Consider the following 2,221-nt stretch of genomic DNA (forward strand, 5'->3'; position numbering starts at 1 on the left):
TGCGGGTGAGTCATGCGTTCCACTCGCCTTTGATGGACCCGATGCTGGAGGACTTCCGCCGGGTCGCGGAGAGCGTGACCTTCGAGCCGCCGCGGGTCGTGGTCGTGTCCAATGTGACCGGCGCGCCGGCCACGCCGGAGGAACTCACCTCGCCGGAGTACTGGGTGGGGCATGTCCGTCATGCGGTGCGGTTCGCCGACGGCATCCAGTACCTGGAGGAGCAGGGCGTCAGCCGGTTCCTGGAGTTGGGCCCCGACGGCACGCTGACCGCCATGGCCCAAGGATGCGTGTCCGGCGACGACGCAGTGCTGGTTCCCGCGCTGCGCAAGGACCGCGCCGAACTCGACTCGGTGATGGCAGCCGTGGCCGCCGTGTTCGCGCACGGGGGCGAAGCGGACTGGGCCTCGCTGTTCATGGGGACACGAGTACGCCGGACTGATCTGCCGACGTACGCATTCCAGAGGCGTAACTTCTGGCCGACACCTGCGACGGCCTCGGGGGGCAGCGTGGTCAGCCTGGGCCTTTCGGCTCCGGGCCATCCGTTGCTTGGTGCGGCGGTGGAGTTGGCGGGGGCTGACGGTGTTCTGCTGACGGGCAGGTTGTCGTTGCAGTCGCATCCGTGGCTGCGGGATCACATGGTCGCGGGCAGGGTTCTGTTTCCGGGGACGGGTTTCCTGGAGCTGGCGGTGCGGGCCGGTGATCAGGTGGGCTGTGATCGGGTGGAGGAGTTGACGATCGCGGCGCCGCTGGTGGTTCCGGAACTCGGTGGCGTGCGGGTGCAGGTGGTGGTCGGTGGGCGGGATGAGTCCGCTGTGCGCGAGTGCCTCTTCTATTCGCGTGCGGAGGATGCGGCGGATGATGATCCGTGGGTGCTGAATGCCAGTGGTGTGCTGGCGGTGGCTCCTGTGGTGGAGTCCGGGGGGTTTGATTTTGGTGTGTGGCCGCCGCGGGGTGCGGTGGCGGTGCCGGTGGAGGGTGTGTACGGGCTGTTCGCCGAGGCGGGGTTTGCCTATGGCCCGGTGTTTCATGGGCTGCGCGCGGTGTGGCGGCGGGGCGAGGAGGTATTTGCCGAGGTCGGCCTTCCCGAGGAGCACGAGGCCCAGGCCGGTGGGTTCGGTGTGCATCCGGCGCTGCTGGACTCGGCACTGCACGCCGTGCTTCTGAGTCTGTTCGACAGTGGTGAGAGTTCACTGCGGTTGCCGTTCTCCTGGGGCGGTGTGTCGTTGGTGGCTTCGGGTGCGAGGGCGCTGCGGGTGCGGGTGGTGAAGGCCGGGCCGGAAGCGGTCTCGCTTCAGCTGGCCGACTCCGCCGGTCGCACTGTGGCCTCGGTCGATTCGCTGGTCCTGCGAGAGGTCTCGGGTGCACTGGCCGCAGGCGCTCATGGCGAACATCGGGACTTGTTCCAGGTGGACTGGGTGGAGAAGCCGGCAGTCGGCGAGCCGGTCTCTCCGATGGACCACTGGGCTGTGGTGGTCGGGGAGGGTACGGAAGCGCCGACTGCGGGTTCGATCGATGCAGAGGTGTACGCCGACCTGGCCGGGCTGAGTGCGGACGTCCCGCAGAGGGTGCTGTTCCCGTGTGGCACGAGCCCATCCGATGGCGCTGACGTGCCCGGGGCGACGCGTTTGGTGTCGGCTCGGGTGTTGGGTTTGGTGCAGGAGTGGTTGGCGGAGGAGCGTTTCGCGGGTTCGCGGCTGGTCGTGGTCACCGAGGGGGCGGTGGCGGTTGATCATGGTGCGCCGGATCCGGTGTTGGCGGCGGTGTGGGGTCTGGTGAGGGCGGCGAGGGCGGAGAATCCTGGCCGGTTCGTGCTGGTGGATGTGGATGGCACGGCCGAGTCCTGGTCCGGGCTCGGGGGTGCGCTGGCCTCGGACGAGCCCGAGTTCGCGCTGCGCAGGGGTGCGGTGTTCGTACCCCGCCTGGACCGGGTGGCATCCAGAGGAACTGGTTTGGAGCCACCCGAGGGGTCTGCCGACTGGCGCTTGGACATTGGCGAGAAGGGGACCTTGGAGGGTCTGGCCACTGCGGCTTGCCCTGAGGTGAGGGGTGAGCTGGGGGCAGGTCAGATTCGAATCGTGGTACGGGCTGCCGGGGTGAACTTCCGTGATGTGCTGAACGTCCTCGGTATGTATCCGGGCGAGGCGGGTCTGCTGGGTCTGGAGGGCGCGGGCGTGGTGACCGAGGTCGGCCCCGGGGTCTCGGGGTTGGCCGTCGGTGATCG

1 protein-coding gene is annotated in these 2,221 nt (G+C 68.6%); it reads left to right on the forward strand.

What is annotated here, in order from left to right:
* Positions 1 to 41 precede the first annotated feature (41 nt).
* A partial coding sequence (locus ACZ3H8_RS40780; protein WP_467410432.1) for a polyketide synthase dehydratase domain-containing protein occupies positions 42 to 2,221 on the forward strand: 2,180 nt, incomplete at its 3' end.

Source organism: Streptomyces sp. NPDC002868 (assembly GCF_055563295.1).